This window comes from Bdellovibrionales bacterium (assembly GCA_016716765.1).
Taxonomy (GTDB): Bacteria; Bdellovibrionota; Bdellovibrionia; order Bdellovibrionales; family UBA1609; genus JADJVA01.
In genome coordinates, this window is sequence record JADJVA010000020.1 from 422,044 (window position 1) to 447,185 (window position 25,142).

General features: G+C 47.6%; 19 protein-coding genes. 2 read left to right on the forward strand and 17 right to left on the reverse strand.

The window, feature by feature from the left end; all coding sequences use genetic code 11:
* Positions 1-15: 15 nt before the first annotated feature.
* Positions 16-1,413: a mannose-1-phosphate guanylyltransferase/mannose-6-phosphate isomerase gene (locus IPL83_10655; GenBank protein MBK9039607.1), complete on the reverse strand. Its 1,398-nt coding sequence runs from the start codon at positions 1,411-1,413 to the stop codon at positions 16-18.
* Positions 1,414-1,661: 248 nt separating this feature from the next.
* Here IPL83_10655 and IPL83_10660 point away from each other — a divergent pair, with 248 nt between their 5' ends.
* Complete coding sequence (locus tag IPL83_10660; protein ID MBK9039608.1) at positions 1,662-2,756, forward strand: DegT/DnrJ/EryC1/StrS family aminotransferase; 1,095 nt, start codon at positions 1,662-1,664, stop codon at positions 2,754-2,756.
* Between the two features lie 18 nt (positions 2,757-2,774).
* On the opposite strand, the gene IPL83_10665 is transcribed toward IPL83_10660, so the two are convergent.
* From IPL83_10665 to IPL83_10685, 5 genes are all read right to left on the reverse strand, one after another.
* Positions 2,775-3,257: a hypothetical protein gene (locus IPL83_10665; GenBank protein MBK9039609.1), complete on the reverse strand. Its 483-nt coding sequence runs from the start codon at positions 3,255-3,257 to the stop codon at positions 2,775-2,777.
* Between the two features lie 73 nt (positions 3,258-3,330).
* Positions 3,331-4,410: a hypothetical protein gene (locus IPL83_10670; protein ID MBK9039610.1), complete on the reverse strand. Its 1,080-nt coding sequence runs from the start codon at positions 4,408-4,410 to the stop codon at positions 3,331-3,333.
* Positions 4,411-4,501: 91 nt separating this feature from the next.
* Positions 4,502-6,436: a hypothetical protein gene (locus IPL83_10675; protein ID MBK9039611.1), complete on the reverse strand. Its 1,935-nt coding sequence runs from the start codon at positions 6,434-6,436 to the stop codon at positions 4,502-4,504.
* 133 nt (positions 6,437-6,569) lie between these two features.
* Positions 6,570-7,142 carry a hypothetical protein gene (locus IPL83_10680; GenBank protein ID MBK9039612.1) on the reverse strand — a complete coding sequence of 191 codons (573 nt, stop codon included), beginning with the start codon at positions 7,140-7,142 and terminating at the stop codon, positions 6,570-6,572.
* 73 nt (positions 7,143-7,215) lie between these two features.
* Positions 7,216-8,301, reverse strand: coding sequence for a hypothetical protein (locus IPL83_10685; protein MBK9039613.1), 1,086 nt, complete (start codon positions 8,299-8,301; stop codon positions 7,216-7,218).
* Positions 8,302-8,626: 325 nt separating this feature from the next.
* Here IPL83_10685 and IPL83_10690 point away from each other — a divergent pair, with 325 nt between their 5' ends.
* Complete coding sequence (locus tag IPL83_10690) at positions 8,627-12,805, forward strand: DEAD/DEAH box helicase (GenBank protein MBK9039614.1); 4,179 nt, start codon at positions 8,627-8,629, stop codon at positions 12,803-12,805.
* Here the strand turns inward: IPL83_10690 and IPL83_10695 are convergent.
* The 11 genes from IPL83_10695 to IPL83_10745 form a co-directional block, all read right to left on the reverse strand.
* A complete protein-coding gene (locus tag IPL83_10695) occupies positions 12,764-13,489 on the reverse strand; it encodes an O-antigen ligase family protein (GenBank protein ID MBK9039615.1) in 726 nt (241 codons plus the stop codon). The two genes, IPL83_10690 and IPL83_10695, sit on opposite strands and share 42 nt — an antisense overlap.
* 32 nt (positions 13,490-13,521) lie before the next feature.
* Positions 13,522-14,073: a hypothetical protein gene (locus IPL83_10700; GenBank protein MBK9039616.1), complete on the reverse strand. Its 552-nt coding sequence runs from the start codon at positions 14,071-14,073 to the stop codon at positions 13,522-13,524.
* A gap of 162 nt (positions 14,074-14,235) precedes the next feature.
* Positions 14,236-15,237 carry an S-methyl-5-thioribose-1-phosphate isomerase gene (mtnA, locus tag IPL83_10705; GenBank protein ID MBK9039617.1) on the reverse strand — a complete coding sequence of 334 codons (1,002 nt, stop codon included), beginning with the start codon at positions 15,235-15,237 and terminating at the stop codon, positions 14,236-14,238.
* Positions 15,238-15,912: 675 nt separating this feature from the next.
* A complete protein-coding gene (locus IPL83_10710; GenBank protein ID MBK9039618.1) occupies positions 15,913-16,680 on the reverse strand; it encodes a DUF1826 domain-containing protein in 768 nt (255 codons plus the stop codon).
* Positions 16,681-16,682: 2 nt separating this feature from the next.
* Positions 16,683-19,256, reverse strand: coding sequence for a leucine--tRNA ligase (locus tag IPL83_10715; protein ID MBK9039619.1), 2,574 nt, complete (start codon positions 19,254-19,256; stop codon positions 16,683-16,685).
* Between the two features lie 44 nt (positions 19,257-19,300).
* Entirely contained in the window at positions 19,301-20,560 is a 1,260-nt protein-coding gene (locus IPL83_10720) for a hypothetical protein (protein MBK9039620.1), read from the reverse strand.
* Positions 20,550-21,830 carry an ATP-grasp domain-containing protein gene (locus tag IPL83_10725; GenBank protein ID MBK9039621.1) on the reverse strand — a complete coding sequence of 427 codons (1,281 nt, stop codon included), beginning with the start codon at positions 21,828-21,830 and terminating at the stop codon, positions 20,550-20,552. Before IPL83_10725 ends, IPL83_10720 begins: the two co-directional genes overlap by 11 nt.
* On the reverse strand, positions 21,827-23,071 hold the full coding sequence (locus tag IPL83_10730) for an ATP-grasp domain-containing protein (protein MBK9039622.1): 1,245 nt from the start codon (positions 23,069-23,071) through the stop codon (positions 21,827-21,829). Before IPL83_10730 ends, IPL83_10725 begins: the two co-directional genes overlap by 4 nt.
* Complete coding sequence (locus IPL83_10735) at positions 23,068-24,063, reverse strand: hypothetical protein (GenBank protein MBK9039623.1); 996 nt, start codon at positions 24,061-24,063, stop codon at positions 23,068-23,070. The genes IPL83_10730 and IPL83_10735 overlap by 4 nt, the downstream gene beginning before the upstream one ends.
* Positions 24,060-24,581 carry a dCTP deaminase gene (gene dcd, locus IPL83_10740; GenBank protein ID MBK9039624.1) on the reverse strand — a complete coding sequence of 174 codons (522 nt, stop codon included), beginning with the start codon at positions 24,579-24,581 and terminating at the stop codon, positions 24,060-24,062. The genes IPL83_10735 and dcd overlap by 4 nt, the downstream gene beginning before the upstream one ends.
* A complete protein-coding gene (locus tag IPL83_10745) occupies positions 24,578-25,126 on the reverse strand; it encodes a deoxycytidine deaminase (GenBank protein MBK9039625.1) in 549 nt (182 codons plus the stop codon). The genes dcd and IPL83_10745 overlap by 4 nt, the downstream gene beginning before the upstream one ends.
* Between the last annotated feature and the right edge of the window lie 16 nt (positions 25,127-25,142).

Genomic DNA, 25,142 nt, shown 5'->3' on the forward strand with positions numbered 1-25,142 from the left:
ATACTCCATTTTGCCTCAAATTCGACAATAATCGTCCTGGTATCTCACAATGTCATCCTCACCAAAGTAACTGCCCGTTTGAACTTCAACAAAAATCATTGGCATTGAGCCCACATTGCCAATACGGTGCTTTGATCCGGCTGGAATATAAATAGATTCTCCCGTTTGGACCCGATGAGTTTTCTCGTCTAGAATGACTTCGGCCTCTCCAGACACAACAATCCAATGTTCATTGCGTTTTGCGTGGGACTGATAAGAAATCTTTGCACCCGGATCAACTGTTATCCGTTTAGCTTTAAATTCTTTTTGGTCAGCCAATACCTCGAAACCGCCCCAAGGCCTAATTTCAAAAGGATGCTCCACTGCTTCCGGCAGGCCCGCCTTCTTGATTTGATCCAACAAATCTTTAACCTTTTGACTTTGCCCCTTCTTACAGACAAGCAAGGCGTCGGGAGTGTCGACGATAATTAAATTCTCGACCCCAATTAAGCCCACAACTTTCTCTTTGATTGAAAACACATAATTATTAACTGAGTCCTCAGTATAGATAGACGCTGATGATTCAGTTTTTGAGGCTCTCACTTCTTCATCCAAACGAGCCAGCTCATCCCAAGAGCCCACATCACTCCAACCCATCGAGCAAGGAATACAAACCTGCTCCCTCAGTTTCTCCATGATTCCGTAATCCAAGCTGATTGACTCAATCATCGCATAATTGTATTTGGCGTTGCTCCAGTCGGGTTTTATTCCTGAGATTTTTTTCCAAACCAGAGGAAGGTGCTCTTCAAAATGAGAAATCATCACCGAAGCTCTAAAAACAAACATCCCCGCATTCCAAAAATGTCGCCCCGATTTAAGAAATTCCTCGGCAGTCGCCTGATTTGGCTTTTCACGAAAACCCAGGACACCTCGGGCCTGCAAATCATTCTTCGTCTTAACGACTCTCTCTTCGATTTCAATGTATCCATATCCTGTTGAAGCCTCAGTAGGATAAATCCCCAGAGTGGCAACTTTTCCCTCTTTCGCGCAGTCAATAGCCAATTCCACGGCTGATTGAAAACCCTTGGTATCGATAATGAGATGATCCGCTGGAAAAACACCGACGATCTCGTCTTCTCTTCCCTGAGTTTTCAACCAATGACAAATCAAAGCCACAGCCGGAGCCGTGTTCTTTCCCATCGGTTCTGAAATAACACACTCGGCTCCCAAGCCCTCCTCGGCCAAAGTTCGAATGGAAAGCGAACGCATGGATTCAAGAGTCAGAATATAGGGGTTTCCAAAGGGTTTTAAGCGTTGAATCGAGTTCCTTAAAAAACTCTGATCATAAAAATCGCAAAACTGTTTTGGATAAGAGGCGCGAGAAACGGGCCATAAACGTGTTCCACTTCCACCAGACAAAATCACAGGAATCATATATTTTCAACCTCACACATGTTTAAATCGTTGTGAATTTAATCCCTCATTGCCATTGGTTTATCCTATGAAAATCAAGACCTTACAAGTGTTCTTCGCAGATGCCGCCAATTGACCGCCCTCTCGACCCAGACAGAGCAAGAGATGTGGCTTGATCTGATCAGAACTTTCCCTCTTGCTTTGATTGTCCTGCTGGGAATATGTTAAGAACCAATTCAATCCTTACCACCCAACGAAGGGATCGCATCATGTCCTTGCCGTTCATTGACCTCAAGGCCCAATACAATTCACTCAAAGATCAGATTGACGCTCGGATTCAGACAGTCCTCAATCATGGGCAGTACATTATGGGACCTGAAGTCGAAGAATGTGAAAAGTCTCTTCAAAACTTTCTTGGCTGCAAATATGCAATCACCTGCGCAAGCGGAACGGACGCAGCCCTGATGTCCATGATGGCCCTCAATATTGGTCCCGGCGATGAAGTGATCACAACGGCATTCTCATTCATTGCGACAATAGAAACCATTGTTCTTGCGGGTGCGACCCCTGTTATGGTCGATATCGATCCCAAGACTTTTAACATCGATGTTCGTCACATCGAATCGGCCATCACACCAAAAACGAAGGCAATTGTCCCCGTTTCACTTTATGGACAGCCTGCCGACATGGATGAAATCAACTCCATCGCAGCAAAACATCGACTTCATGTCATCGAAGATGCCGCCCAAAGTTTTGGGGCTCCTTATAAAAACAAGCGCAGCGGAAACCTCTCCGAAATCGGTATCACGAGTTTTTTTCCAGCCAAACCTCTCGGTTGTTATGGCGACGGCGGAGCCATTTTTACAAACAATAGCGAATGGGCCGAAAAGCTGAAACAGATTCGCAATCACGGCCAGTCACAGCGATATCATCATCCCCTGGTCGGAGTGAACGGACGCCTCGACACCCTGCAGTGCGCTATTCTTTTGCCAAAGATTGAACGCTACCCTTGGGAAATCGAACAGCGTCAACGGATCGCAAAGAATTATTCTGAGGCCTTTTCCCAGATGGAACTCGCCATTCCTTTTGTCCGTGCTGATCGAGAGAGTGTCTGGGCTCAGTACACCTTGCGAGTTCCCGAGCGCGAGCAATTTCAAAAACGCATGAATGAACTGGGAATTCCAACAGCTGTCCACTACCCCAGCACCATGGCGGACCAACCAGCCTATCAAAAGATTTCAAAGGTGCATGATATCAGTGAGGCCCGAAAGGCCTCTCAACAAGTGGTGAGCCTTCCGATCTACCCAGACATGTCACCTCAGATACAGGAAAAAATCATTGAATCTGTTCGTCAGAGCCTTTGAGACTGACTAAAAAATTCTTCAATAGGGCATGAGAAGATAGATAAATAAAATAAAGAAAATTGTGAGACTAGCTAAACTGTATTTCAAAACACTATTAAATATATCATTTTGAGCTCTGCTCTGAAGCTCCCGATCTAGCCGAGCATAAGCAGGATAGGAATTGTTCCAATAATCTATTCCTCGAGAAACCTGGCCGCCTGAGTGCGAGTCCCAAAAATCAACTCCTCCAACGGTGTTCTTCACTTTCTGCGTGAGGGGGGAGTCCGCCAAGTAAAGATAGAGAACTTTTCCACGAGGTCCAAAAGGTCCTTCAATCCAAAAATGAGACATTCTCTTTGCTTCTCGGTAGAGGCGATAGGACCGGCCCCTTTTTCTTCGTATAGCAACCACACTCAGACGAACACCACGACTCAATATGTCCTGAAACGAGTAGTACTTCCCCTTCATAAATGAAAACTGAGGTGAGCTCATACCAATATGAGAAAGCAAACTAAGGGCCATCTCCAACTCAATAAGCACTCGCGCAAACCCGCGACCAAGCCCATGGGGTGTCTAAAACTTCGTCAATTGAAAATCAATTTCTTCCGTATTTTCGGCGAAAGTCCATGAAGTCATCATAAAAGGAATTCGCATCGAGCGCACGATTGTAACGAGGGCGCGGGCCCCTTGGAACATACTCGCCCGCAAATCCAGCCTCATCTCCCTTAGCTCCTAAAACCAAAGCGGCATAATGAGGTTTGCCATTTTTCAAGAGTGCTAGGGCCGAGCCCGAAGCCCCAGGCATGATGTCCGCATTGTTCATTAACACATTGGAGTTGGGCTCAAACTCGCGAGGGGCAGAAACAAGCTCAAAAGGTTCACAGTTTTTGAATGCCCGTCCTCGAACTTTGTCGCCTTGAAAGGCAACAGTCATACCTGTCTTGGGCAGTTTACTGCGATCTAATTTTTCAAACGCCATGGGCTGAATCTGATGTTTCTGATCAATCGCAATTCCATCAACTTCCTGAGACACCGGCTTTTTCAGTTTGATAAATGCAACTTCGTCGAGATCACCTGGGATGTCCAGAAACTCAATCGCCTCAATATCGTAAGCACGTCCCTCATAGGGTTTGTTTGGATCCTTTCTTTGACTGGGAGGAACCCACACTTTAACAAAAAACTTGAATTTATTGACATAATCTTTTGTGAGGCGATTTGTTTTATCATCCCAAAATATATGACCAACCGAAATCACCATGTCTTGATCAAGGACCAAATGACCCGTCCCCATACATCCTTCAACCTCAACATATCGACCGTCTTTTCGAGTCCCGACGTGACAGTCACTTCCCCGATACGAAATCATACCAACACCGTAGAATTGAACATCAACTTCGTTCGGTTCCTCATCAGCCTCCGGATAACTGAGAGGGCAACGACTATCACGACCCATGAGGCTCGTTTGTATGATCTGGCCCAGACTCCAAACATCCTTGGCTAAGCCGGGGGCATTGCCGCAGATGACATTTCCTTGATCGTCTATAACAAAGGGATCAGAATTTGGTCCGCCCAAGGCCATTGGGATGAGAATCAATACAAAGCCCAATACCCAGAGCCGAAGAAAGACGAAAATAAGGGGTCGATTTTTTTTCGTAGGAGACGATTTTAAGCCCATTTTTATTCACCTTTTCATTTTAACCCCGTAATGACGGGGAATGATTGATTGGTGAGCTAAAATCGTGCCAAATTTAGGAGGCCTGACTCACTTATTCGCAACCATAAAAGCGCTTCTGTTTGCACATAATACGATAGCGATTACTTATTTTCTCAAAAATATTTTCGCTGGCTTTTCCAATCGCTGCCGCGCCAGACTCAGAACCAGAAGGTCCGCGCCCGCTTGAATCCCTCTCTCCACCAGGGAGATACCTTTTCAGATCAAATTTTGTAAACGGATTGGCACTTCGTTTGTCCGATTCGCTCGGAGGACCGTTGTACCCCGCTCGAGTTTCAGTGGCCACTGCTCCCTCTCCAGAACTGTAGCCCCCTCCTCCTCCGAGACCCTTCAATACATCAGTGTCGTAGCCGGGCCCCTGCCCCTGGCCCCCTCCTCCGCCTGCGAGGGGAGATCCGCCGCCACCTTGCCCACCCGAAAAACCGCCCCCATTGTTAGGAATTTGATTCGCTCTCGCGGCCTCCCCTGTGCCATCACCGAATTGAGGACCTTGCTGTTGAGCCGATAGGTCCGTCACATTCAGGTCGCTCCCATCCACACTTCTCACCCCAAAGTCTGGCCCCCGAAAACCGCCTGTCGTTCCAGATGAATTCGAGTTGCCCGTATTCAATCCCGCACAAAGCGGGTCAGAAGCTGCTGCCGGCCCTCGACAATTCACACAAATAGGATTTGAGGCGTTGACCGGATCATTGCAGTCTCCGTTAAATACAGGCTGCGGATCAATATTGGGGTATTCTTCCTGGGCCGAGGCAGCGTCTGAACAAAGATTAGCGAAACCACTCGCGGCTGCAGATTGGGCAGCTTGCCCTCCCATCTGAGCAACATTAGCATTAAAAGCTTGGCAAGACCCCATCACCGCACCCCCGAGGGCCATGGCCGAGCGATATTCACTGACGAGACTGGTGTTGCATCTTTGGCCGCTTCCGCCATTGGCCTTCCAGGTCTTTTCGAGTTGATCACAAGCACTTATGACTTTTCGATATTTGTTTGAAAGCTCCTCGCAATTGCTTTCGCAGGTGCTCTTATCCGAATAACATTTGGCTCCCAAAGCCGTGTTGGCTGCGGCTCCGCCAATGGCCAGAATCTTCATTAGCTCGCAACTTTTTTTAATTCCAGCCGTATCAGCTTTTCCGTCTGATCCGGTACTGGCTGTGCCTTGCATCGCGAACATACTCATGGCACCCATCGCTATTGAACCCACCGCAGTGATCGTTCCAGCGCTGGGACCGCTCAGGCCTGTCACACACTGTACGGGATCGTTGCAACAAATGCTCGCCTGCTTCTTTGCGAGACTGCAGTATTCTCTATCGGCCTCAATTTCGGATCGCTGAGGAAACCCCCAGGGGGCACCTGAGGCAGAGTCTCCAGAGGAGCTACTCGTCCCAGTTGAGGTCTGATTGCTTTGTTGCGCCTCTTGGGACTCGCCCCGGTCACCACTCTGGCCACTTGCAGGCGAAGCCTCCTCTGACTCACTCGCGTAGGTGCCCTCCTGACTTTGACCCTTGGGAGGCTTTCCAGTTTGGCTCCGAGTTCCCGAATTTCCACCACCGGTCTCACTCGCCCTCCTCGATGCATCATCACAGTCCATCTCACACGCGCCTCCGTCTTGGGGCACAGTCTTTTCGCGGCTCGTGCTGCCGCTCCCATTGCTACTGCCCGCAAGTAGATTTCGGTCGATAGGTTCTGGAAAAATAGCTCTCTCCCAATTGGGATTTCGTCCCTGAGCAAATTCGGAATAAACAAACTGTTTAGAAAAATTCAAATTTGCTTGAGTGAGTTTAAATACGGGACGAAATTTTCCATTACTTCCGATAAATCCACAGTGGCCGTTGTAAGGGACGAACTCCACGGGACAGGAAAGCGCGGCTCCCGATCTCTGCTGAAAGAGCAGAAGACACGCGAATATCAAAACAGCTTCAATTCCAAGCCGCGCAGTTCTCCTGAGAGGCATCGAAATACAATTTATCAAAAATTTTATCCTCACAACGACTTCTCGGCCTCTCAAGAAAAACGAGAGTGGCCACAAGTACTTATCGTCAAGAGGAGGGTATCACTTTAGGACAAATGACCAGGTTCTGACTCTTTCAAAATAAAACTGAATCTCAGGGCTGATCACTAACCAGATCATATTTCAGCTTACAGCTCACTGGCTTCGTCATTACGGATGTTCCTAGCTTCGAAAGAAAAAATGAGAGAGAACCCTTAAACTCTGCCTCATACGTAGACCCTGCCGTTTTAGAGACTCTCAATGTCTTAGGTTGGGCGTAAAGTTTCACCCATCGGGGGGCTGCCGCTCCGTCACCCTGTTTTGAAACAAAGAGAGTGTAAACGCCGCTTTTGAAATCCCTTATCACGACAAGATGAGCACTCTCTTTCATTGTACCAGCGACCTCATCGTATTCGCCATGCAGACGCTCAGCCATTTGATCCACGGTAATAACCAAATCGAATTCGTACCCAGGGCCTGCGCTGTTTTCCGCCAAATTGGAGACCGGTATAAAGCCCTCGAAGATCAGCCCGTCTTTTGAAGAACATGCCAGGTTGTCAGTTTTTCCACCTGCCAGCGCAATTGCGTAAATTCCAAGAAATAAAAAAAAGAACAAAAATGTGGATCTGATTAATGTCATAATCATAAAATTCATCATGTAAAGGGCATGAAGGAAGTTAAAACTCACTGAATAATCGCTCCCTTCAAATTTGTAAAGGCCTCATTTTTCGAGTTTTCACAACTCGCCAATATTCTCATTCTCAGATTCTGGAGCGCAGCGGAATCACTTGAGAGCTCTTACACAATTCATCCCCCGCAGTATCCGATGACTGCCTAAATCCCACAAATTCTTTATAAAACTCCTTTGCATCAATGGCATAATTAAATTGATATCTTCCATCAAAATTTACTTTGGGAGCATCTGCAAATTCCCCCCCAAGGATCGCCGCCAAATGTGGCTTCCCATTTTCATCAAGAAGGGCGATGGACGAACCCGATGATCGCGCCATAAAGTCACCATTGGTGATCAGAAGGCCGCGCCGCCTTTCAGATGAAAGAAAACTGGGGGAAATATCCGGAGTCTGATCAAAAAGTGAAAAGGGCTTGCAGTTCTTTTGGGCCACCCACTTTTTGTCCCTATGAAACCCGACAGTCATGGCAACATTAGGAAAACTCTCCCTGGCACGCCCGTCGAATGCCAGAGGCTCAATCCAATGTTGAGGGTCCACGGGAATGCCATCGACGACCTCTGAGACTCGCTCAGACAGCTGGAGAAATGCAAAATCATGGTGATGGCCGATAGTGGCAGTTTTCGCACCAAAACAAATCCTTTTGATTCCAAAAGATCGGAATTCATAGGGCCGATCAAGAGATTTTCTCCTTTGCTCGGGAACCCACACTCTTACGTAAAATTTATATTTTTTCCAATTACCATGATCGCTGGTTCCCCTTTTGCGAAAATTATGAGCGGCAGTGACCACCAGGTCTCTGCTGCCAACCAAATGGCCGGTCCCCTTATTATAATGATTATCGGTCGGTGCGGATGTGTTGGAACTCGGAGGATAAAAGGCACCAACCCCATAAAAGGCCTTTTCGACAGCTGTCGCCTGAGACCCATAAGAAAGTCGGCAACGATCATCAGACCCCATAATGGCCGTTTGAATAAATCGACCCTCTGAGTCCGATTCGTCCACTTCTCCCATTTCTCCCATTTCTCCGATTTCGTCCATTTCTCCGCCGAAGGCAGTGGAAAATCCGACTGCTATTAGGCCAAGAACCACAATTAACCAGACAGAATTTCTCGATTTCCGGCACCAATTCCAAATTGAATAGCAATCTTGATTCAATGATCTTCCCCTTCAATGCAATTCAGACAAAGACAAAGCCAAAGACAAAGACAAAGACAAGCTCGAACAAACTCAGACAAACTCAAACCAGAGTTTTGCTGGTTTGCTACATTTATGCCAACCCCTGCTGAAAGAATCTCTCTCCCCGCCTTCAGAACAACGGAAAAATTGTTGACGGAATTGCAATAATAACAAAAAGGTCTCGATCCCTCAGCGCCCATTTTTCTAGCAAAGTGATTGTTCTTTTTACAGATTTGAATTAGCCTGCTCGATCGGAGTCAATTGGATTTTTTTAATGAGTGAGACCAGGAGACGGGGTAGTATCTTGAGAAGTAACCAAAATCATTCGATGAAGTTTCAGAAACCGCCTCATTCAAAGGGACTTCCACCTGAATTGAACGGTCTGACAGTTAAATTGCTCAGTGAAATGTCCAGCAATGAGCTCAAGAAATTGATTGGAGAGGATCAGTTTCTTGCCTCTACCCAAATTATCGAAGGCCTATTTTCGGATTATGATACTCTTTTTGATGATCCTCTCTTCACAAATGACCTGAGAAAGTCCTGTTATTGCCTCGGAAAGCAAACGCCCTCCTCTCCTGACTATTTTTGGACCTTATTTGATCGAGCCAATGCCGAGATATCGAGCTTAGACATCTCAAAAACAGGGATCATTCAGTGTGAGAACATCGATTCGATCACGGCCTTGGTTTTTCTTTATTACGTGATCCTAAATAAGGGTTCCTTTGATGAAAAGTCCGACAGAATTGAAAGAATGAGGAGGGTTCTCAGGCAACTCTTCCTCCCTTCGCCAGATGTGAAGACTGATTTGAATGCAATTCTGAATACGGATTTGAATACGGATTTGAATAAAAAGATAAGCACAGGTGTCCCTGTGCAACTGAGCCGTGTGATTCTCCAGTCAAGTAAATGGCTTTCAGAGAAAAAAAACACGCTGTCTGGCCTTGGCTCATCACCCATCATTGACTCTTTTGACATGGCTTCTTTGGCAGTGACTCACCATGGTCATAATAAGCCGCGAATTGCTGCTTTCAAGAGTCAAAAACTCATGAAAGCCATTCTCTTCGAATTTTCTGATGGCAGTGTTTTCTCTCTGGCAAGCCTTTTTTACAGCCCCTACATTTGGCTCATGGAGAAAGAAGGACCTCTGCGAATTCTTTTGGAAAATCTGCCCGAGGCAGGTAAGTATGATTGGGGAGAGCACCTGGCTTCGTCCGCATGGCACGAACTTCCACATTTGGTTTGCGGATTGATAGGAATCTACTTGCCGATCCTGAAAAATCAATTGGATAACAAGGCACTGAAGGTTTCTCTCTGTCACTTCAATCCCAACTTTTATGACCCCTCTAGGTCCATCGAGATTGAGCAGATTGACTTTCGAGAAATCGATATCAAATGGAAGCTCACCTGTCGTTCTTCAGAATCGCAAAATCAAAATGAGATGATCCTCCTTGGCAGCCTCAATCCGAAGTTTCAAGAATACAGGGAGCTGTCGACAAGAGCAGGACTTGATGTGAACGCGAGGCGATTGTCCTTTTACAATTTAGGCCCGACCCTCAGTGCTGTTGATCTTTCATTGCACGACCACCATGTGTGGCTCCCAACCAAGTCGACTGATGAGTCCCTGAGATCTGGTGAATTGAGTATTCGTTTGGGTCAAGAATTTGACTATTTGGCTTTTAGCGAAAGTTTAAAAAGGCAAGACATCAGGCTTGAATTTGATTTTAGCGAAGTGTTTATCAGTAAGAAAGACAGAATCCAGGCCTATTTTGATGAGGAAGCGCCAAGCGCCGCAAGGGTCTGTTTTGTGTCGAAAGATGATGAGGGCGAGGATTTTCCTTTAACAGGTCGGTTTATGCCACTCGTGCAAATTTTGGCGGGCCTTCGAGACGGAATTTCTGGTTTTTTAGGTACAAGTTCGACGGATTTAGCCAGTCGCAATCGATTTACCCGATCAAGTGAGTTGAAATTATACAAGCATTCGGGATTTTTCCTTTTTCTTATTCTTGAGTATGCTCAATTTTTGGCTCATCGAACAGAAGATCCCGCCCCTGAAAACAAATCTAATGATAAGAAACTCTTTATCAAACAACTCACTGCAAAGCTGGAAGCCGTCGGTTTAAAAATATTGGGCATTGCAAACGCCAGCGAGACCGGAAGACTTCAACTGGCAGATTTGGCCGGTCAAAAGTTTATTCGAAAATTAAAATCAACAGTCTCTGAACTTGTTGACGAGAGCTCTTTTGTCGTCACTCGTGTGAGAAATGGAAAAGTTTTTATTGTCGATTACAGTCAGAGTTTATTTCAGTTTTTGGGTGTTTACGCAGATCAAATTTCCTCTCATTATCAAGGAAAGACTTTTGATCGCAGTAATTTCAAGGCTTTTAAGACCGAAGTCATATGGTGTAAGTCCGATCCCAAAATCCCCACTTCTGACGAAGCGGAGTGGTCCTCTTTTATGCAGGATGGTTCCATCTTAAGCGTCAACATTTTAAAAGAAGATGGACCCGTTGATCGACTTCCTTTCTTCGCAGCGAATCCACAGGCCTGCTTTATTTCAGGCGTTCTGGTTGAAACCTTGTCACCTGAAGATCTCCAGACAAAATTTGAAATGCTTGAAAACAAAAATAACATCGATTGGTTCGAATTGAATCCGCAGGTTTATTTTAAGGGAGAGGAAGTTCCCCGAGACAAAATGGTGAACTTTCTCCGCGATCCTGTGGTGGCCTATAAGGGTCGCTACTATTATATTCCCCGAAAACAAATACCGAGCCTCAAGTGGCTCAATTATTTCTGGAATAAACTCTCTAATCAATCAGAAACCATTGGCTTTTCAAGAGGAGAGGGCGGAAACGTAAAATTTCAGAAATCAGAGATTCTCAATATGTTGGCCTTAAAACGAGCGGGAGTTCCCATTGAGGGAGGACCTCGGTGGCAACAAATCTGCGCTGAGTACGATCGTTTAGGCACTCACTCCGAATCGGACAATTTGGGAACTCAAAATATCCTCAAGAAGAATCTTCTGACAGAGCTCAAGCCCTTCCAAAAAGATGGCGTCCAATGGATGCTCCAACTGTATAAGCTGGGGCTCGGCGGCATTTTGGCTGACGACATGGGACTCGGAAAAACAGTTCAGACTATCGCTTTCTTTTCACTTTTGCGCGAACAGGGTCAGCTTGGCCAAGCTCTGATCGTGGTGCCCACTTCTCTCGTGCACAATTGGCACGAAGAATTTGAGAGATTCTCTCCTAAAACCCGAGTCGAAATATTTGATTCGCGAAAAATCGACCAGTATCACAAAGAGTGGTCAGGTTCTGGTTCTGGATCGCGAACAGCGAAAAAGAAGTCAGTGCAAGAGCGAGTTGTTATCTGTACTTATGGTTTGTTGACCGATCAAATCGATTTTTTTAATAAGTTTAAATGGTCGATTGGAATTTTCGATGAGGCACAAAATCTAAAAAACATCAATGCAAAGAGAACAGCGGCTTCTCGGCAATTGATCGCCGAACACAAATTTTGCCTGACGGGAACGCCGATGGAAAATCACCTTGGCGAGTTTTTTAGTCTCATGGATTTGTGTGTCCCTGGAGCCCTGGGGTCCTACGCCGATTACAGCAAACGATACGGATCACTTAAAAAAGCAGAAATTAGCACAGAAGATATCGACTTTTTGAGAATGAAGATCAAACCTTTGGTCTTAAGAAGAACGAAGGAATTGGTGCTCAATGAGTTGCCCGAAAAGGTCGAAACTGTCATCCACATGGATTTCGATGCAAAACAGGAAAAGATCTATAAAGACATCGCCGTTTCATGGAACGACCGAATCAGAGAGCTCATCGACAGCGATGGGCTCCCAAAAAGTCAGCTCCAGATGCTGACGGCCCTGCTCCGCCTTCGCCAGGTTTGCTCTTTTCCTCAAACGGTGCCGAACGTGAAGTATCAGCAGGATCCTCCCAAATTAAAAGCTTTGATCGCCAACGTATCCGAGCTTATCGAAAACGGTCACAGCGTGGTTGTTTTTACGAATTTTGTGACAACACTGGAATTGATCAAGAAGCGCTTTGATATCGAAGGCCTACCGGCCTTGAGTTTTTCTGGAAAAGATGGAGCGAACAAAAGAAGAGAGATTCTCGCAAAATTTAACGAGTCCACCCAAGCCCAGATTTTAATGATGACGCTCAAGACGGGTGGAGTTGGCTTGAACTTGACCAAGGCAAACTATGTGTTTCATCTGGAGCCATGGTGGAATCCAGCGGCTGAAAATCAAGCCTCTGATCGTGTGCATCGAATTGGTCAGACGAGGTCGGTGCAGATTTACCGCTACATCATGAGAAACTCAGTGGAAGAAAAAATTCAGGAGCTAAAGAAAATTAAATCCAGTGCTTTTGCTGCGATGTTTTCAGAATCAGAGCGAGAGCTTTCAGAACAGAATACACTCTCAGGATCAAGTCTCTCTCGAGAGGACTTTGAGATGCTTTTGAGCTAGAGCTACTAGCATGGCAAGAATAAAAACAAAGTTGTGAGTGACTTCTCCATCTGAAAAATTATTTTGTGTCAGACCTCCGACATGAAGAGAGATTTGGGCTCCCAAGGCACCGAGAGCCAAAGCGCGAGCCCAGGATTGATCGAGTGGAAGTTTGCGCCACAAACGCAGGGCCAAGAGGATAAAATATCCTATAATAAACAAATAACAGCAGAGACCAAGAAAACCTGTGCCTGCGAGAAATTGCAGATATACGTTGTGGGCATGTCCTTTAAAGCCATCCGTAATACCCATCCTTTCATAGTACTCTCCGATCCGACGTTCATTTTCAGTGTAGCCAATGCCCAGGAGAGGATAGTCCTTAAAAATTTTCCAATTGGCTGCCCAGAGGGTGACGCGATCACGATTTTCAATGTTTTGAGTTCCAAAGATCGACACAACTCGCTCGCGCACCGGAGGAACAAAGGCCAAAGAAAGACCAAGAACGATAGCCACGGCCAAAGTACCGCGATAAAATGCCCGGCGCCTCCAGAACCAAAGCATGACCATGACAGACACCGTGCCGCTGATCCATACGCCTCTAATTAAACTCAAGAAAAGCCCAAGGCCAACCACAACGGCCACAAGTCTTAGCCAGTTTTTTTGCTTTCGAGGCAAATCTGCCACAAAAATCAAACTGAGGACCACGCAAAACCACATGACAAATAAATGGGCGTAGGTCATGGGATTATTGAAAAACCTGAGGCGCGAAAAATCTGAATTCCAGCCAGATGCAATGAATGCACTTCTCGACCTGGTCGAATCAAATCTATTCCGGTCAGGCTCTGCACAATGCCATAGAGGCTCACAATCAGAAGGACCGGGGTCAACACCTGTAGAAACAAAATGAACAGGGCATTTAATTTCTGGGAGTCTGTCGTGTTGGCAAGCAGGGATTTCCAGGCCAAAGAATATCCATAAAGCAAAATGATCCATCTGAAGTTGCCGATCACGTAGGTCGCGTCTGTCTCGGCGTTTCCGTTTACGTACACACCCAGTGCGGCTATCAACCATAGTCCCCAGAGCGCCCCATCAGGCCCTACAGAAATTCCCCGCAATCCTCCAAGAGACACAACCCGCGTCTTGAAGTCCCCTCTGCCTTTTAATTTTAACAATGTAGGTTTCACGCCAAAGTGAAAGAGAGCCACAAAGGCCGTCAACCAGCCAAACAGTTCCATTCCCGCGATCGATACGGGTAGAAAAAACGAGAGAATGAGCACCAAAATTTTCATGAAGACTCCTGCAAAGGTATCAAATAAAATACTGTTAGGCGTATATTATCAAAACATACTTTTCAGCGTATAAGTCAGTTTGCTTTGAAGTGGCCTCTTCTCTTCTCTTCTCAAACTGGGCTTATTACGTGACTTATTACCTGACTTATTACCGGTCTTGCTTCACCCCGGGATTATCAATGATTGCAGGCATCCTTTGAGTAGCTCCTGCTGCGAAAAATACCCACAATCCATCACAAGGCCCGTCACCAATTCGACGGGAGTCACGTCAAACGAGGGATTGTAGGCCGGAGAATCCATCGGCGCCCAAGTGACAGTTCCGAATGAGCCCATGGCACCACGAACTTCATTGGGGTTGCGCATCTCAATTTCGATTTCAGCACCCTTTTGAGATTTCAAATCCAGAGTTGTGAGTGGGGCCACTGGGTAAAATGGAACTTTATGGAAATGAGCCAATACCGCAACGGAATAAGTCCCAATTTTATTGGCAAAATCACCATTGAGGGCGATTCGATCAGATCCAACGAATATTTTATCGATTCGTCCCTTCTGCATGAGTGAGCCTGCCATATTGTCACAAATGAGAGTATAGGGAATGCCAAGTCTCTCCAACTCCCAGGCCGTGAGTCGGCCTCCTTGAAGTAAGGGCCTCGTCTCGTCAACAAAGACATGGATTTTTTTACCTTGTGCGAACGCAGATTTAATCGCAGCCAGCGCCGTTCCAGATCCAGCGGTCGCCAGACTTCCCGTATTACAATGCGTGAGAATATTGTCTCCATCTTGGATCAGCTCGGCACCGATAGCTCCCATCTTTTTGCAAAGCTCAACGTCTTCTTCGAGAATATCTTCGCCCGACTCCCCCCGAAGGACTCGGTCAATGGCATTCATCAAGTTGACCGCTGTCGGTCGCGACTTCCGGATGCGAGCGGCCATTTCATTGAACGCAGATGCAGGTTTCCCCTTCTGGCGCTCAAGTTCAAGAAAACATGCGGCCACAACACCGATGAGAGGCGCTCCCCTGACTCGGAGTGATTGAATGGCCTCGATCAAGCGATCAACATCTGAGATCTCTAACCACACTTCGTCTGCGGGCAAACGCGTTTGGTCGATGATATGAAGACGGTTATTCTTTAGCTTCAGCGAGAGAGATTCAAAATTTTTCATTGCTGCTATTCTTCCTATGAGTTACTCCGAACAAGCCTTGCTTGTTATGCTTATCTGTTATGCTTATATGCTTATCCTTTATGCATGCACTTTACCCTTGCCCTTTATTGAGAACTCCGAGGGAAGACATCTTCGCATGCAACCAAGCAAAAAATCTATTAAAGAATAATCCAGGAGCCGCTAAATTCCAGGGAACTTTTCCTTTTGCAAAGGGATTTTAGCTGGAAAACACCCAGCATAATTGCTGTAGACCCTCCCTGGGGTTATAAAAAGCCAGGTTTTTCCCTGTAAATTTAGCTCGGTGCGGCGTTCGATGCTGGCGTCAGGAATCCTAAACAAGCTTCTCCGTTTACAAGCTGAAGGGTCGCGCCGAAGATGCTACGGCCCGCAATTTCCCGAACCAAGACCTCAACGACGAAGGCGATGCCTTTAGGCACTTTATATGGTCCGGTCTGCTGACCAAGGAACTGGGCAGACAAAAAGCACAAGACTATCTCGATGCACATGAGGCCAACCCACTCCAATCAGATCGCGAAGGTCAAATTGAATTTGACATAGTTAGCGTTTCCATCGTCTCCGCAAGATTTTTGAGACCTCGCCGGGGCAAGGTTGCACTAAAAAATTGTAGTCAGGATTTGTAAAAAGCCTTGGTGTCGGCGTTTATAGTTGGTCGATTTACTTGGGTAATCGGAATGAACTCAGCGTCAGAATGACCCGTTTCTCGTCACCTTTAACGCCAGGTCCTCGATGGATGAGCGAGCCGCCCACGTTGAATTCCACGATCTCATCCATCGAGATGAAGTTCTTAATGAATTCGAGCGACCGCGAATCGATCGTACTCGGGCAAGTTTCACCTTTCAGGAACCCGATCGTTTTGCAGGTCGTTGGATAAACAAGGCGTGGATCAATGACGTACTTTTCGTCCGGTTCATTTTCTCCCTGAATGGAGACACTCTTCCATGGTTCCCGGATCACGTTTTCATCGGGCGTCCACTCAGTACCGTTCCCTAAAAACGTCTTGAACAGCGTTATGACGGAGCTGTCGCGGTGGTAGCGATTAGAAACAGAAGTTGGATTCTCAACAAAGTAATTACTTGTAACAGTGCGCAGGCTCACAAACGGCTGAGTCTCGCCAGTCACATCAAAAAACAGGCGTATGAGATCTCGAACATCATGGTGTAATAACTCAATCACATCGACTGGGAGTGGGCCAATATTCCCGATGGTCTCCGCAAGGGCACTCTCGATCACCGGTAAGTTCTGCCGTACTGACCAGAACTGGAAATCATCATGAATAAGGTCAGAGTTTCTTAACAGGTCTGCCTCAATAAGGTCGTGGGTGCGTTCGTAAAAAGCCAAGTTAATATGGGGCTTCGCCAGGGCTTCGCGAAACAAGATGCTGGATTCCTCCGCCATGGAGACGGCATGTAAAGGTAGATTCACACTCATCCTTTTGCTACGATATTAACGAGTTTGTCTGGTACGACGATCACCTTGATGATCGTCTGACCTGCGACAAGGTCTTGAACTACGTTTAGCGCCAGATCTTCAAGTTCGCATGCAGCAGTGCCCCGCCTCACTTGAAGTCGACGGCGGGGCTTTCCATTTACCGTGATCACAAGTTCGAAGTTATCGTCCTGAAGGAACTCCGAAATGACAGCCGGCCATGGCTGATAATCAATGTACCCTTCGTGAGCTGTTTTTGCCCAAAGTTCGGCCGTGATGTGCGGGCAAAACGGTGAGAGTATTCGGAGAAACATCTCTGCCTGAATGCGAGTCATCGAGGCTGGCTGCTCGTAGGCAGCATTCAAGAACTCCATCATTGCCGCGACTGAGGTGTTGAAATTCAAGTTGTCGAACGAGTCGTTGACTCGTTTCAGTGCACGATGCAGAGCTTGCTCGATCGCTAGCTGGCCAGAATCATCTTTCAATGAGCGGGGCGAAGCCGCAAGGAACTGGGCTTTGACCTTTCCCTCGTCATCGTGAAACAAACTCCATACACGCTTCAGAAATCTCTCGCACCCCGAAATGCCGTCGTCGGTCCAAGGCTTATCATCCGCCAGCGGACCCATGAACATCTCATAAATCCTAAGTACGTCGCAGCCATGGTTCGCGATGACGTCGTCTGGATTGACCACGTTCTTAAGCGACTTGGCCATCTTTGTCACGAAGCGCTCGAGCTTCACTTCGGTGCCGATACGACGCCATTCCTCACCGACCTGTTCCACCTCATCGGTAGGAACAAGGCGCCCTGTGGAGTCGCGGAACGCAAACGCCGTCACCATGCCCTGATTGAAAAGGCGCTTAAACGGCTCCGGTGTCGGCACGAGCTTTAAGTCGAAGAAGACCTTGTGCCAGAAACGGGCGTACAGAAGGTGCATGACGGCGTGGGCTGTGCCGCCGATGTACATGTCGACTTGCTTCCAGTAATTCACAGCATCCTTCGAAAACGGAGCTCCGCTATTGTGCGGGTCCATGAAGCGCAAATAATACCAACACGATCCTGCCCAGCCAGGCATGGTGTCCGTCGAGCGCTTTAGCGGAATGCCAGGGCGGCTTCGCAAGGTGTGGTTCACCCACTCGGGCACGCGGTTGAGCGGAGCAGAACCGTCGTCGCTCGGAGTGAAATTTGTCATTTCAGGAAGGAGAATCGGCAGTTCGCTCTCGTCGACAGGAACGATTGAGTCGTCGGGAGCAAAGGAAAGCGGGAAAGGTTCTCCCCAGTAGCGCTGACGCGAGAAAACCCAGTCTTTGAGCTTGTATGTGACCTTCTTTTGCCCCAAACAGCGAGCTTCCAATTCGGTCACGATACGCATGCGTGCTTCGGCGGAGCTTAGACCGGTGAAGTCTCCTGAGTTTACGAGAGTACCCTCACCGGTATAGCAGTCAGCGGTGTTCATGAGATTCTCGGGTTTAATCACCTCGATTTGACTCAGTCCCATTGCCTTGGCGAATCGGTAGTCGCGTTCGTCGTGAGCTGGAACCGACATCACTGCACCGGTGCCGTAATCGGCAATCACGTATTCTGATATGTAGATAGGAACCTTGCGAGTGGGCAGAAGGGGGTGCTCAACGTAACTGCCCAGAAACATCCCGGTGATCTCTTTTGTCTCGGCCTTGCGCTCAAGTTCTGACTTTGAAGCGACTGCCGTGACGTAGCTTTCGGTAGAAGTTTTTCGATCGGCAGTGGTGAGCTTCCGGACCCACGGATGTTCCGGCGCCAGGACGAGTGCGGTGACTCCGAATAAGGTGTCGGGGCGGGTCGAGAATACTCGAATATACTTATCGCCACCTGAAATCCGGAAGTCAATCTCAGCACCTTCCGACCGACCAATCCAGTCAGACTGCATCTTCTTCACGTGCTCGGGCCACTCAAGAAGGTCAATATCCTCGATGAGGCGGTCCGCATATTCCGTAATTTTGAGAACCCACTGCTTGAGCGGGCGTCGCACGCAAGGATGGTTTCCTCGCTCGGAGCGTCCGTTGATGACCTCTTCATTGGCGAGGACCGTCTTGAGATCCTCGCACCACCAAACTGCGACCTCTTTCTGATAGACCAAGCCCTTTTTATAGAGTTTCAAGTAGAGCCACTGCGTCCAGCGGTAGTATTCAGGAACGCTCGTGTCTATCTCACGGTTCCAGTCGTAGCTGAGTCCAAGAAGTTTCAGCTGGCGACGGAAGTTGTCAGCATTACGCTCCGTCGTGACCCGCGGATGTTGCCCTGTCTGAATGGCATACTGCTCCGCAGGCAAGCCGAACGCATCCCAGCCCATTGGATGAAGGACGTTAAAGCCTTCCATCCGCTTGCGACGAGCAATAATATCGGTGCCGATGTAGCCACTGGCGTGACCTACGTGCAGACCCGAACCGGACGGGTAAGGGAACATATCAAGGACATAATAACTCGGCTTTTTCGGGTCGAAAGACTCCTCACCCGGATTAGGAGTCCTATAGAGATTCTCGGCGTCCCAACGGTCTTGCCACTTCTTCTCAAATTCCTGCGGTTTGTATTGCTTCATTGTTTCCTCGTAAACTCCTATATACATTGCTCTTCTTACCCCGGTCACCCCTCGGCACAGGTTTGTATCACCTTGTCGCGGGACGGTTCGGATGCGATCTCGCGGTTGCTCTGATGAAAGGTGAACATCGCCCGGGCAACCAAGACCACATATAAGCCAGCCACGGAGAAGATCAACAGTAGAGACCAGCCGAAGCTGTGAATGATGGAGGGCATAATCAGAGCGAAGCTGATCCCTCCCGCACTTTCCATGGCGTTAATCATCGTGACGCCGTCACGGATGGCTGACTCATTTTTTCCAAGAAGATAGAGGGATGATCGCCCGATGGTAATAAGAAGGGAATAGATAACCCCAAATGAAAAGGCGAGGATAGCCGCGAGAATTACAGATGATCTATTGGTAGATGCAAGTGCCAAAATCGCAAAAATTGAGAGAAGAAGGAGGAGGAATCCCTTGTTCCCCACGCGGAAGCGGCCATGGACGGCTGAAATCAGAAATCCTGACGCAATGACTCCTGCACTCGAAACGGAGTCAATCAAGCCATAACCTTGCTGGCCAAATGCTGAATGTTTGAGAGCGATAGTCGAAGAAATGATGTTGAAAAGCTTCAGTGACATGACAGGTAGCGCTGCGAGCCCCGCCAACGCGAAGACACTGAGGCCGCCGAGCATTGGGATTGTTTCAGCGAGCGCGAGTTTCCCTTTTGCGTTCGCGCCGGCGAATGTTTCTTCGACCAGCGGGCGTTTCGACAGGTGAATCAAGACCGAAGCCGAAATGAGGAAAGTGGTCGCATCGAACACCATGAACTCGAAGTGCGATAATTTGTTTGAAAGCATTGTGAACGCGCTTGCGCCGCAAAGGTACCCAATTTGGGTCAGGCTGGAGCTCAGACTGTTGTAAGACTCGATTTTGGCGCGAGAAATGAGAGTCGGTAAGCTCGTGAAAAAAGCTGATGAGTAGCAGGTGGCCAATGTTGCTTGGACCACGAGAAAAACCACAATCAGAGGCCATGAAATGAACTCGAAGTGAAGTGATGTGGCAAAAAACAGCACCATTAGTGCACGCAGCACTTCTGCAATGATCATGATTCTCTGGGGGCGGTGCCGCGCCAGGATTTTGTTAATCGTTCCACGTAAGATGAGTGGAGGCAAAGCAAGGCTCACGAAAAATAATGAGAATGCTTCGGCATTGGAAACCAATCTAGAAAATACCGAGATGGTGACAAGGCTCGTGATGGCATTACCGCAGTAGCTTAAAGCTCCCGACGCGACAAGGAACTGATGCGATTTAAAGTTAAGTTTCATTGCAAGCGTCTCCGGTGTAGGTAGTCAAGAATTCGAAATTGAAGTTGGAGCCGATTTTCTCCATATACTCTCGTGCCTCGGCGCGACTGGAGGCCTCGAAGTGGATCATGCCGATTGGGGCCCCCACACAGCTTTCCCATAGTGCGGCAGCTTCGCCCGGCTTCAGAAACGAATGGTAAATCGATTTAATTCCCTTGAATTCGGGAACAGTGAACCCAGTGACGAATCGATTCGAATATCGTCGTGGGAGGTGCACTTTTACATAGCCTCTCCATCGTTCAGTATTTTGCTGAGTAAGATTATTAGGAAGAGATGTAAAATCGATATCTTCGCCTGTTGCTGTGCGGGCCATGAGGTCGGCAATATCGATCATAGCGATAGAAGAGAGACACTCGTCGGCCGGTGAACCGATGAGGCGTGCGTTCAGTTCAATGGGGACTGCTTTACCCGCGCATACCTTATACTCGAGATGACAAAAGCCGTTTTGATAGCCCGTCGCCTCGATAAAGGAAACAAGGGCACCTAGGTCGAGCTCACGTTCGATGACATGCGGAAAAACAAGGAATTCTTCATTCGGGAGATCTGGATCATCGACGCTGGTTTTATCAAAGCCGCCGAGATATCGAACTTCGCCGTCGACAACCAGAAATTCGGCACTACACTCAAATGGGAGACCCGCATCGGACACGATCAGCTCCTGAATCAAAGGGCTACGATCGGAAGCATACATCTCGGTCATCTCATAATCGACGCCCTCGACTTGGAAAGGAACTTTGGTCGACTCCAGCATCTCGATCCACTCGTGCGCGTCTGCTTTCGAACGGCAGAGCTTGACCCCAATCTGACCCTGCAATCCTGCGGGCTTCACGATGACCGGAAATAAATCAACCTCATCGATCGACCGAAAACGTTGAGGAACGGGGAGCTTCGCATTTTCCCAGATCGTATGCACCACGATCTTGTTCGAAAGGTCCTGCTCGGAGCCTTTCCACATGGGGCGAAGTCCGAGAGCGTGGGCGACGGTATTAGCGACGTTGATCGCGGCTTGATGATAGCAAATAACACCGTCGAAAGTCGGCAGTGTCTTCAGCGTTGCGATCAAGCTCTCGACAGGGAGAAAAGGATGGATGATTCGATCGTCACAATACTGAAAGCCCGAAGCACTTTCAATCGGAGTGACGCCGGTCACATGATAGCCAAGCTCTTTCCAGCGAAGCAAAAGATGATCGCGTTTTGTCGGTCTAGGATCGATTACCAAAAGGCGTTTCACTGCTTGTTCTCCGTTTTATTGGTGACTTTGACTTGCGACAAAAACCAGCCACCGAGTTTGAGCGCCTCCGATTCAAGCGCGTTCAGGTCATGGCCGCATAGGCATGCCACACCAATGCGAACGACCGAATTGTCGGCTCGCGAGCCAACCTTTGTTCCCGGAGGAAGTGAAATTTCCACTGGTCGACCACCGTTTCTTAATTGTATCTCGCTGACAAGGGGATAAGATAAAATCGTGCCGGCGTCGCTCGGTAAATAAACCCAACCATGGTAAAGATGATCACGCGAGTTCCTAGCTGGAGTCACTGGGAGACAAAGGCTTACCTCCGCAAATGTCTGAAATAGGTCCAAACCAAAAACATTTTCATGTTGAACACTGATACCTCCACCACCGACTCGCATCGCCGCTTCCGAGAATATCCAGCCCTGGTCGGAAAGAAATGCCTCAACATGAAAGACCCCGTTAAGATGGCCGAGAACGTGAAGAACTTGGGTTAGCCACTTGCGGGTCGTAGAATAAAGTCCTCTCTCGAATTCGGGGGACAATGAAAAACTGCCGCACAGAGCTCCATTTCTTATCTCGATTATATTTGCGAGATAGCGGCCGATGTCCAGGCTCTTGATCTCGCCGTCAAGGATATATCCGTCGAAGTGGTGCTCTCGTCCTTCGATCACGCGCTCAGCAAGAAATGAGCGTTTGCCTGGTGTAGCTCGAATAAAGGCAAGCGCCGAGGCCCAACCTTCAGAGTCATTAATTCGAAAGGTGGTATTGGTTCCCGCTCCTGCCACAGGCTTGAGAATAAAAGGAAAAACGGGAGGCGTTGCATGCAGAACGTCCTCAAGAATCACAAACTCGGCACAGGCGAGTCTAGCTTTGCGAATCAACGATTTTTGATGCGATTTATCCCTCATTCGCAGGATGAGGCCAGAGTCGAGACGGGGTAACCCGAGATGCTCAGCAAGAAACGACGTCGGTAAAAGCGTGTATTCGTCGAATCCAATGACAGCGTCGTAAGTCTCACCAGTATCGATCTCACGAGCAACGCGGTATACGAGAGTTTCGATCTGCATGAAGTTTTCGATTTGTAAAACTCTATCGGCGACGTCGACATCATCGAGGCCCTCATCGATCTGGCCAGCGGTGGCAAGGACATCGACTTGGCAGCCGAGCCTTTTCAACGCGCGAGTCCCTTTCGGACGCCATCCAATCTGAAGTACTCGTTTGGGGGTAATTGGACTCATACTGCTCCCTGGGGCATTCGAGATCCATACTTTTCAAGGTAGGTCTCTGCCATCGAAAGAGAGGTGTGGTAGTTTGTATCTCCGCTCATAGCATATTCTTGCAACCAGTGCTGGAGGTGATCAAGAGACAAGTTAAGTTTGCCTGAAAGAAACAAAGCGCTGCGGAGACTTTTTCTCAAGAGCGAAGATTGTCGGCCTGAGCCCGGCTCAACGCCAGCCGAGATCATTGCGAGGGATGACGCAAGCAAGTCTCGGAGCTTTTCGTCGTCAACACCTCCGTCTGCCAGAGGCTGATGGATAAGGGACGCAAGAACGGGTGAGCCGAGGCTAAACTTTCGCGCAAGAAAAGTCTCGACGCCGAATCCGAACTCGAAACCGAGAACTTGATCACCGGAGCAGATCTCCACAAGATTCCCAAAATCGAAGTGGCTTCCATCATTTTGCAAAATTGCAAACGTAATTCCCGACCCCGAGATACCTGGGATACCGTATGTCCAGCTATAGTATTTTTCAGTTCGGGAGTCGCATTCGAGTTCGATCGACCTAGAGCCCGCAGTCGTGACGAGCTGGTCAAAAAAGTCGTTACGTTGGCTATAGCGGATCATCAGCCTTTCTGCGCCAAGTGATTCAACTCGAATCAGGTAGTCGATCGCGGCGGAGAAAATTTCTCTGGCATGGCTCGCATCCACCAGAACCCACAACGTTGAAATCAAACTCAGGTATTGAAGCCTGATTTCGGAATCGTGAACAACTTGCAGATTTTGAGTTCGTAAGCAGGTCTGCTTGAGCACGACGCCTTTGTTTGGGAGAGTTGCCGTACCAAGAAGGAATGGTTTCAAAGGTACGATGGTCGCATTTGTGAAGAGGAGCGTCGAGTCATCCCGTGGGATAAGAGGTTCCTCGGGCCATTTTAATAGACCTCGCTCTTCAAAGAACTGAAGAAAGCGGAATTCAATGGCCTTTTGTTCCGAAAAAATCTTGCTCGTCATCATTTCTTGAAATCCATGTAAATCATCGACGGACGAGGGCCGTCAGAATGTTGATATTTTCCATCGTAAAGCTTGATTTCACCGACAGGTTGCCAAAACGTTACTTGAGCAATTTTCATTCCAGGATAAATTGTAATCGGCATCGTGGCAAAAAGTTGCAGAGTAGATTTACCAAAGGAACCAATATCAATCAAGTCAGCAGTAATGTGAACAAAAAGCCCTACTCTGGCGATTCCGGATTTGGCATGAATCAAGGGGACAAAATAGTTGCTACCTATCTTTTCCTCGGTCTCAGCAAGAACAAAATCTCTCTTGCCTAAACGTAAACCTTCAGAGGGGATTTCGAAAATATTGTACCTAGACATAACTTTTACGTCTATCATATTTTCATTGTACTTAAGATATTTCGATCCCAAACACAGGTCATAGGAATTAGTAGTGACATGACTTTTCTTGAAGGGCGTAATGCTAATTCTGCCTAAGTTCACTTGTCGCTCTATTTCAGGTCCGGTGAGAATCATTTTACCTCCGTTTTACGGCAAAATAAATTGGTATCTCCTATACCTGTGTTCAAACATAATTGTGACTCCATAGGCTCACAGAAATCTGCATAGTACCTGGAAAATTTTTTATGTTGTCCTTGATTAGTCCAAAAAGAGACTTGCCCGACTTTCATACCTGGGTAAATCTTCAATGACTGGCAGGTGTAAATCTCAAGTGTCCAGCAGTGGCAGCTACCAGTATGACCAAGATTGGCAGAAATCTGTAAAAACATACCGAGCCTGCCTAAAGAGCTCCGCCCGATGAGAGACATGGCAAACTCAGAGCTCCCAATTTTTTCTTTTGTTGCCGCCAAATACAACGTGAATGGCTTAAGAATGAATCCGTCTTGTGGAAGGTCAAATGTTTCAAATACTAAATCCCCTTCAACGTCATGGGATTCCTTTATTTGGTGACCAAGATGATAATTGTAACTGTTAGGATTGAGACATGATTCATCAAAAGGGTCTATAGAAATCCTTCCTGTTTTGGATTCTTTTAGAATTTCGCTACCAGTGAGAATCATAAGTCACCTTCTAAAT

Excerpts from the sequence above, each read along its gene's own strand:
- IPL83_10655 (MBK9039607.1), bottom strand. The coding sequence starts at position 1,413 with ATGATTCCTGTGATTTTGTCTGGTGGAAGTGGAACACGTTTATGGCCC.
- IPL83_10660 (MBK9039608.1), top strand. The coding sequence starts at position 1,662 with ATGTCCTTGCCGTTCATTGACCTCAAGGCCCAATACAATTCACTCAAA.
- IPL83_10665 (MBK9039609.1), bottom strand. The coding sequence starts at position 3,257 with ATGGCCCTTAGTTTGCTTTCTCATATTGGTATGAGCTCACCTCAGTTT.
- IPL83_10670 (MBK9039610.1), bottom strand. The coding sequence starts at position 4,410 with ATGGGCTTAAAATCGTCTCCTACGAAAAAAAATCGACCCCTTATTTTC.
- IPL83_10700 (MBK9039616.1), bottom strand. The coding sequence starts at position 14,073 with ATGAAAATTTTGGTGCTCATTCTCTCGTTTTTTCTACCCGTATCGATC.
- mtnA (MBK9039617.1), bottom strand. The coding sequence starts at position 15,237 with ATGAAAAATTTTGAATCTCTCTCGCTGAAGCTAAAGAATAACCGTCTT.
- IPL83_10715 (MBK9039619.1), bottom strand. The coding sequence starts at position 19,256 with ATGAAGCAATACAAACCGCAGGAATTTGAGAAGAAGTGGCAAGACCGT.
- IPL83_10720 (MBK9039620.1), bottom strand. The coding sequence starts at position 20,560 with ATGAAACTTAACTTTAAATCGCATCAGTTCCTTGTCGCGTCGGGAGCT.
- IPL83_10730 (MBK9039622.1), bottom strand. The coding sequence starts at position 23,071 with ATGAGTCCAATTACCCCCAAACGAGTACTTCAGATTGGATGGCGTCCG.
- IPL83_10735 (MBK9039623.1), bottom strand. The coding sequence starts at position 24,063 with ATGATGACGAGCAAGATTTTTTCGGAACAAAAGGCCATTGAATTCCGC.
- dcd (MBK9039624.1), bottom strand. The coding sequence starts at position 24,581 with ATGATTCTCACCGGACCTGAAATAGAGCGACAAGTGAACTTAGGCAGA.
- IPL83_10745 (MBK9039625.1), bottom strand. The coding sequence starts at position 25,126 with ATGATTCTCACTGGTAGCGAAATTCTAAAAGAATCCAAAACAGGAAGG.